The 8,239-nt window shown below is 50.5% G+C and carries 7 protein-coding genes; all 7 read right to left on the bottom strand.

The window, feature by feature from the left end; translation table 11 throughout:
• Positions 1 to 463 precede the first annotated feature (463 nt).
• A complete protein-coding gene (locus tag G614_RS0111760) occupies positions 464 to 1,186 on the bottom strand; it encodes a CvpA family protein (protein WP_027642101.1) in 723 nt (240 codons plus the stop codon).
• An 18-nt stretch (positions 1,187 to 1,204) separates the two neighbouring features.
• Positions 1,205 to 2,032 carry a Cof-type HAD-IIB family hydrolase gene (locus tag G614_RS0111755; protein WP_027642100.1) on the bottom strand — a complete coding sequence of 276 codons (828 nt, stop codon included), beginning with the start codon at positions 2,030 to 2,032 and terminating at the stop codon, positions 1,205 to 1,207.
• Entirely contained in the window at positions 2,029 to 4,305 is a 2,277-nt protein-coding gene (locus G614_RS0111750) for a tetratricopeptide repeat protein (RefSeq protein WP_027642099.1), read from the bottom strand. The genes G614_RS0111755 and G614_RS0111750 overlap by 4 nt, the downstream gene beginning before the upstream one ends.
• Before the next feature lie 46 nt (positions 4,306 to 4,351).
• Entirely contained in the window at positions 4,352 to 4,948 is a 597-nt protein-coding gene (gene recR / locus G614_RS0111745; RefSeq protein WP_002584483.1) for a recombination mediator RecR, read from the bottom strand.
• The gene (locus tag G614_RS0111740; RefSeq protein WP_027642098.1) at positions 4,948 to 5,304 is read right to left on the bottom strand and encodes a YbaB/EbfC family nucleoid-associated protein; all 357 of its coding nucleotides are present in this window, start codon (positions 5,302 to 5,304) and stop codon (positions 4,948 to 4,950) included. Before G614_RS0111740 ends, recR begins: the two co-directional genes overlap by 1 nt.
• A 42-nt stretch (positions 5,305 to 5,346) precedes the next feature.
• Positions 5,347 to 7,026, bottom strand: coding sequence for a DNA polymerase III subunit gamma/tau (dnaX, locus tag G614_RS0111735; protein ID WP_027642097.1), 1,680 nt, complete (start codon positions 7,024 to 7,026; stop codon positions 5,347 to 5,349).
• A 77-nt stretch (positions 7,027 to 7,103) separates the two neighbouring features.
• The gene (locus G614_RS0111730) at positions 7,104 to 8,183 is read right to left on the bottom strand and encodes a 6-phosphofructokinase (RefSeq protein WP_027642096.1); all 1,080 of its coding nucleotides are present in this window, start codon (positions 8,181 to 8,183) and stop codon (positions 7,104 to 7,106) included.
• Between the last annotated feature and the right edge of the window lie 56 nt (positions 8,184 to 8,239).

The following is an 8,239-nucleotide window of genomic DNA, read 5'->3' as shown; positions in this document are numbered from 1 at the left end:
TTTAGAATTTTCAGGGTTTTACATACTGTCTAATCTTCAATTATCAAGGTTCTTTGTTGTTGACTGTCTCAGCAGCAACTTTGATAGTTTATCATATTTGCAACTGTTTGTCAACAACTTTTTTTATTTCTTTTTCGTTGTCTGTTTCAGCAGCAACTTTTATATATTACCATATCGGTTACTGTTTGTCAACGACTTTTTCAACTCATTTTCCAGAGTTGTCCCACCGTTTTTCGCGGTGGACCTTTAATATATCACTACTTTCTCAACTTGTCAAGGGAATTTGTGCCATTTTTTTATACAATTTTCAACTTTATTTTCGCGCCACTAAATGTGCTTAATTTTTCTGTATTTCTCTATATTTTGTGGTTAATATAAAAATCGCTGTTTACAGATGTTTCCATCCCCTCCCAGCGATTTGTTTTAATTATATATATTAAAGGAACAATTATATTTTTTTCTTCTATAGAATACCCCGGATAATGCCGCCCAGTACAATATTAATCAGATTATACTGATATATAAACCGCAGCCAGGTACTTGCGTTGATCTGTTCCTCCAATGTCATTCCCAGAGGTGTTGCCGCAAAGATTCCTACTAAAAAACAGCCAATCCACAGAAACAGCAGTCCCTGGATCAATCCCAGGACAGCACCTGCTATGTGATTCAATCCATACAGTATGGGCAGCCGCGCTATGAGATCCAGCCACCGCACCACCAGATGAATCAGGATATAGACGACTGCAAACAGGATGATGGAGCTGACTGCATTGATAAGAATATCAGCCAGATATGTGCTGACGTATTCCGCAAACTGGTCCACTCCCAGCATATGATAAAACTCGCTGTTATTGTTTTCAAGCAGCATTTCCTTTACGGATTGGGGCAGGTTAAGGTTCTCAATGGCAATGCGCTGCGCTGCCGGAAGCTCCGTGTTTTCCGTGGACGGTTCCTCCCAGCCAGCTGCATTCAGTATGGCCTCTGCCGCACTCTGGCGTATGGAGGGATTATCCTTGATAAAACCCGTCATATACGGAGTGGCAACCTTTACCAATATAATGGTAAGTAACAGCGCTCCCAGGGAAACGCACTGCTTCAGCGCCCCCCTGTAATGCCCATACAGCACCATGCCAATGAGAAAAACACCTGCACCGGCAGACAGCCAATGTTCTAATATCATGTCCATATAATTTCAGTCTTTCTTTTAGTTGAATATCAGGAGTTCTATAGCGTCCGCAACTCCATCCTCGTCATTTGTCAGAGTAATCCGATCTGCCGCGTTTTTAGCTATGTCCAGTCCATTTCCCATGGCAATGCCCACTCCGGCTGCTACCAGCATGGAGATATCATTTTCCCCATCACCAAATGCCATGGTGGCCTCAGGGGCAATCCCAAGATAATCTGCCAGCCACATGAGCGCAATACCCTTTGTGGCTCCCAGGGCATTGATTTCCAGATTATTATACAGGGATGAACTGATGACAATGCCTTCTACCGTGGAGAGTTCCTTTCGCAGCGGCACTATGTCATTCACATCAGCCAGATATACGTTGACCTTCTCAACATCCTTCTTACAATCTGTCACGTACTGCAGGATATTAGGCACAACATCCCTGGTGGAGAGTACCATCTTCTGAATCACAGGACTCAGGCCGTAGTCTTCCATATGTTCGATGAACTCAGGCTGCGAAATCCCCCTTCCATCTATATACGGATCATACATTGCCCTGTACTTTTTCACGATATCCATGACTTCCAGCGCCTTTGCATTGGACAGTGTACACCGCTTCAGACTGATTCCCTTAACAAGGTCCGCCACCGTTCCGCCGTTGGTGGTTATGGCGTAGTTGACCCCCGGCAGGGACCGTACTGCCTGCGTGATACCATCCACTGCCCTGCCCGTGGTCGGTACAATCTGTATGCCCATACGGGCACAGCGCTCCAGCGCCCTGCGGTTGCGCTCTGACAGGTTCTTCTGGCTGTCCAGCAGAGTACCATCAAGATCCAGTGCAATCAAACCTATGGTCATCATATAAAATGCTCCTCTTTCAATATCAGAAGACCGTCCCTGTCATACTTGGACGAGAATATTCCTGTAATCCGCTTAAAGAAGGATGGATTCTCCGCCTTATCAGCAGCTTCCTCTATTAAGTCTTCAGCATTTACCTTTGTAAGAGGTACGCCGTCCTCCTCCATAATTTCAATCCGCTCATAGAGGGCCAGCATGCTCTTTCCTGAAATAGTGCAGTCAATGTCGCTGGCATATTGGCATGCATATTGAGCAAATTCATCAATATCCATCTCCTGCTGGTCATCATAATCCGGTTCATCCGGCTGAGGCAGGACCGGTGGGTTTTCCACCGCCTTTAGAGGAACTTCTTTCTTAGGAGGAGCTGTCTTTGCCGCATCTGGCTTCTGCTCTGCCTCTGGTTTTGGCAGGCTCCTGGGTGCGGCTGGTTCCGGTACAGGCTGAACCTTACTAGCGGCTGGTTCTTGGGACCGGCCCTGGACCTTCCTGGGCACAGCCGGTTTTTCTGTCCTGCGAAGCTGCACAGGACGCACGGGGCGGTCATCTCCTTCCGGCCCCACATAGGCAGCCTCTTCCGGCCCCATCTTCCCTACATATTTAAACCGTTTGGCTAATCCCGGATATACCTTATGGATACGGGTCAGATTACCCGCCACATCTATAAGGACTACATTCATGCCGGTCTCATCCCTGGCCATCAGCTGATTCAGCTCCTGAAGGGTGGATTCCTCCATGGCGCCCGCCTGTTCAATAATCAGGTCCTTGCCTGTCAATTTGTCCGCAATGGCAAATACGCCTTTGCTGTTAAGCCTTTCTCCTGTTATCTTGGCAGCCTGGTTCTTAGCCCCTGTCTCCTTATGAATCTTCTTAAGAAGTTCAATGGCCCGGTCCAGACCCGAACTGGAATACTCAGCTTCTATCATGAAATGATGCGATTCCCGGACAGATGACTCTCTCCCCAAATCCTTTATGTCGGTCAGCACCCGCGTCTGGGCAGATGTTGTCTCCGGCCTGTGACGTCCATCTGATATCCCGGACATCTCCTTGGCCAGATTTGCCTGAACCTCCGCCTCATGCATCCTGGCCCGCACTGCTTCATCTGACAGAATCCGGGGCTTCTCCGGCATCCATCGGGACTGTGTCTCCATTACAGGCTCCTCTTCTTCATCCGAATCCTCAGGCTCTATGGTAACCCGGACGTGTGCGCCCTCATCCTCATATGGTTCCTCATCCCCGGCGGCATTCCCGTGGTGTTCCTCCGGGTACCCGGCTTCAGCGCCGTCTTCTGTGTCTTCCTGCAGGTTCTGGTCCGGATATTCATTTCCGTAATGGTCCCGCTGTCCATATGCCTCCTCGGAACCATCTTCATCCGTATAGGCATCTTCCTGATATGCCTCTGCCTGATATCCGTGTTCCGTATATCTCTCCTCCGGATATTCGTCTTCCGCGTATCCGCCTTCCTGATATCCGCTTTCTGCGTATCCATTTTCCCGGTATCCGTCCTCCGGGTACTCAGCTTCCGGCTCCATGACAAAAGCGGCCTCCTGGCGGGCCATATAGGACTGGGGAGAGACTTCCGTTTTCCTCTCAGGCATGGGTTCATAGTCCGCGGGCCGTTTTCCGGCGCGATACTCCTGCTCCACTGCCTTGAGACGGGCCTCATACTTATCCCTGTTTTCCACCAGATCCATCTGATACTTTGTCAGAGGCGCAAACTGTATCTTAAGCTCCATGGCCTTCTCTACATATTTCCCAAGGCCGAACATAAGCATAATCTTGTCGCAGGCCATGATGCAGAGTTCTCCCATACCAGCCTCCGCATACAGCTCTGCCAGCTCATAGAGCCATTTTTCATCCAGTTCAATGTTACAGTACTGCTCCAGGGTATGAATCAGCTGCTCTGCGGGCGCTCCCTTTGCCCCAAGAATCAGGTAGCGCAGAATATACTGCCTGGGGTCATCCGGCGCAAGGTCACAGAACTCCCTGTAGTAATCCTCTGCCTCCTGAAAGCTGCCCTCCTTGATAGCCAGCTCCGCCAGCTTGAACAGCAGGCGCTTTCCTATGGGTGCCCGTTCAAATGCCAGCAGCAGAATATCCTTGGCCTCCTGGTACTCTTGGTTCTTCTCATAGATGGTTGCCACCATGGACAGGATGTTTACATTCCGAACTCTGCGCCAGTCTATGGTATCGGCTATCTTCATGGCCGTTTCATAGTCGCCGCGGCTTACCATCTTCTTAATCTGCTCAACTTTTATGTTAAACTCGTATTTATCCATCTTTTGCATCTCCCTATCGCTAGTTCCCGGTATGGAAATCTGCTGTCTAAAGTTCCGTCCTGCCTTCCAATGCCCGAAGAAGTGTTACTTCGTCTATGTATTCCAAATCTCCGCCAACGGGTACTCCGCTGGCAATTCTGGTCACTTTAATCCCTGTAGGCTTTATCAGCTTGCTTATGTACATAGCTGTGGTCTCGCCTTCCAGGCTGGAATTGGTCGCAATGATGACTTCCTCTACATCCGACTGGAGCCTCTGCATCAATTCCTTCAGCTTTATATCCCCCGGGCCAATCCCCAGCATAGGAGAAATGGCTCCATGCAGCACATGATAAACCCCATCGTATTTGCCAGTTTTCTCATAAGCAGCCAAATCCCTGGTATTCTCCACCACCATAATGGTCTTATGATTCCGCCTGTCACTGCTGCAGATAGGGCACAATTCCTTATCCGTCAAGGTGAAGCATTCCTTACAATAGCGCACGTTATTCCTGGCGCTCGTCATGGCTCCTGCCAGCTCCTCCACCTGCTCCTTTGGCATGTTGATGATATGGAATGCCAGGCGCTGGGCCGACTTGGCCCCAACTCCGGGGAGCTTAGACAGTTCCTCTATTAACTTGGTAATCTGACTGCTATAGTAATCCATTAGAAGGGGAAACCTCCGCCCAGTGCTCCGCCTAAGCCGCCTGTCAGCTTAGACATGGCCTCGCTGCTCTCAGCCTCCATCTGGCGGAATGCCTCATTGGCAGCCGCCACAATCAGGTCCTCTAACATCTCGATATCATCCGGGTCCACTACATCAGGAGACAGCTTAACGGATACCACTTCCTTTTTGCCGGACACGGTCACGCTGACCGCACCGCCGCCGGAAGCAGCCGTGTATTCTTTATTCTCAAGCTCCTTGGTGGTCTCCTCCATCTGGCGCTGCATGCGCTGCGCCTGCTTCATAAGATTATTCATGTTGCCAGGCATTCCGCCTGGAAATCCGCCACGTTTTGCCATGGTGTATTATCCTCCTATCATTTCCACTTATTAATCTTTATATTATTCATCCTCATATGTAATATCCATATGAATCTTTTCTTCCAATTCTTCCTGGGTCACGTAAATTGTATTAAGGCGCTCCCCCCGGCCGGCCAGTCTTGTCTTAAAGTAAATGGACCTGCCGAAATTAGCTTCCACATAGCGCTCCAGTTCCCCTATAACAGTAGGCCGCTTACCCATATCGTAGTTCATGGGATCCATAAACACGATGGTCAGGCAGCCTTCTCCCCCAGGCTCCACCACGGTGTCCCGCAGATATGACCTGGCGCCGCCTCCCATGCTGCGGACTATCTTGGCCCATTCGTTTCTCACCAGCTTTAAGTCTTCCAGCTGGGCCTGGGGAAGAGCCACCTTTTCCGGCATAACCCCCGGCTCTGGCTGAAGTCCCGGAGCATAAGGCACCGCTGCCTGGGGTACTGTTCCCCCATCCTGCCCTGGGCCTGCCCCTGTCTGGGGCACCTGTCCGGCAGGCGCGCTGCCTGCCGCCTGATAGGATGTCATGGGGATGGCCATACGGCCTGCCTCCAAATCCTCCATCTGAGCTTCCAAATCTCCTAAACGCTGCAGGATGGCATCCAGGTTGGGCTCCATGGAAGGATGCGTCAGCTTGATAAGAGCCACTTCCACCAGCACCCGCTTCTGGCTGGCATAGCGCAGCTGGTTGGACAATTCGGAAAAGATACGGATAAACCGCATCAGCGTGGTTCCGTCCGCCTTGCCTGCATCGCTTCTCAGCTGCTTTAAATTCTCCTCCGACATATCCACCAGGCCCTCTGCATCGTCAGCGCTCTGGATTAAAAGGAGGTTTCTCATATACCATATAAAATCAGTGACAAACTGGCCCAGCTCCCGGCCCTGAATAACAATCTCCTCCAGGCTGCATATACAGTCCTTTGTCCTGCCCTCCACAATGGCGCCAAACATCCGGCTGAACACGCTGGAATCCACTGCCCCCAGAACCTCCAGGGCATTGTCATAGGTCAGCACCTTCCCGTAATGAAAGGCCACGCACTGGTCCAAAAGGCTTAAGGCATCCCTGAGGGAGCCGTCCGCTGCCTTTGCCACATAGAGAAGCGCTTTGTCCTCCACCTGTATCTGCTCGGCCTGAGTCAGCTCCCTCAGGCGGTCCGCTATGGTCTCTAGGGATATGCGCTTAAAATCATAGCGCTGACAGCGGGACAGAATCGTAATGGGAATCTTATGCACTTCGGTGGTGGCCAGTATGAAAATCACATAGGACGGCGGTTCCTCCAGTGTCTTTAACAGAGCGTTAAAGGCGCCTATGGAAAGCATATGGACCTCGTCAATGATATAGACTCTGTACCGTCCCTCTGTGGGAGGATACTGCACCTGATCCCTTATATCACGTATGTTCTCCACACCGTTGTTGGATGCAGCATCGATTTCCACCACATTCATGGAGGAACCCGACTGAATGGACCTGCAGGTGGGACACTCATTGCAGGGACTCCCATCCACCGGATGTTCGCAGTTCACTGCCCTGGCAAATATCTTGGCTATACTGGTCTTACCTGTTCCCCTGGTACCGCAGAACAGGTAAGCATGGCCGATACGCTCCGACGTTATTTGGTTTTTCAGTGTCTGCACAATCGGGTCCTGGCCTTTAACATCCTCAAAGGAAACAGGACGCCATTTGCGGTATAACGCCGTATATGACATATTAGGCAACTCCTATTATTATATCTTGTTCATATAAATTTATTTTCAAATAAACGTTCATTTTCATCATCATGCAATTATTCATCGCCAAAGCTGATGCCCACCATCTTGGCTTCCTTAATCATGGAACACTCCGGGTCCACGGTCTTAAGCCTTCCCGCAACCTCAGAGAGGGGTACCTGGGTAATATCGTTGTTTTTCACCGCCACCATGTAGCCATACTGCCCCTGGGCAATCAGTCTGGCTGCCGCAGCTCCCAGCCTGGTTGCCAGCACGCGGTCATAAGAGCATGGCTCGCCGCCGCGCTGCATATGGCCCGGAACCGTAACCCTTACCTCGCTGCCGATGACTTCCTGTATCTTGGCCCCGATTTCATAGGCCACAGACGGATATACCACTCCGCTTTTCTTCTTTTCCTTCAGTTCCTTCTTGCTCATCTTGGCATCTTCCTTGGAAATGGCGCCTTCGGCCACTGCCAGTATGGAGAAGCGCTTGCCTGCCTTGGACCGCTTGGTCAGGGCATCGCACACAATATTGATATCATATGGTATCTCCGGAAGAAGTATGATGTCCGCCCCGCCTGCAAGACCCGCATACAGGGTCAGCCAGCCCACCTTATGTCCCATGACCTCCACGATGAATACACGCCCGTGGGACGCAGCCGTGGTATGAATGCAGTCAATGGCATTGGTGGCCACATCCACCGCGCTCTGGAACCCAAAGGTCATATCTGTGCCCCACAGGTCATTGTCAATGGTCTTTGGAAGCGATACCACATTGAGTCCTTCTTCGCTGAGCATGTTGGCTGTTTTCTGGCTGCCGTTTCCGCCCAGCACCACAAGACAGCTGAGCTTCAGCTTTTTGTAGGTGTGCTTCATAGCCTCCACCTTATCCAGTCCATTCTCATCAGGAGTACGCATGAGCTTGAAAGGCTGGCGAGAAGTGCCGAGAATGGTACCGCCCTGGGTGAGAATCCCTGAGAAATCTGATGATTTCATGATTTGATAATCTGCATACATAAGTCCCTTATATCCGTCTTCAAAGCCAATTATTTCCACGTCGTCAAACATATTATATAAGGACTTTGCCACACCTCTCATGGTGGCATTCAGTGCCTGGCAGTCTCCGCCGCTGGTCAGCATTCCAATTCTTCTCATATTGCACTTCCTCCTTATAGAGCTTCTTCGCTTTCTGTTATGTTTCCTGGGAATGG

The sequence above is a fragment of the [Clostridium] clostridioforme AGR2157 genome (assembly GCF_000424325.1).
GTDB lineage: Bacteria > Bacillota > Clostridia > Lachnospirales > Lachnospiraceae > Enterocloster > Enterocloster clostridioformis_A.
Note: the sequence above shows the minus strand (reverse complement) of the source record. Positions and strands in the feature narration are given on the sequence as shown.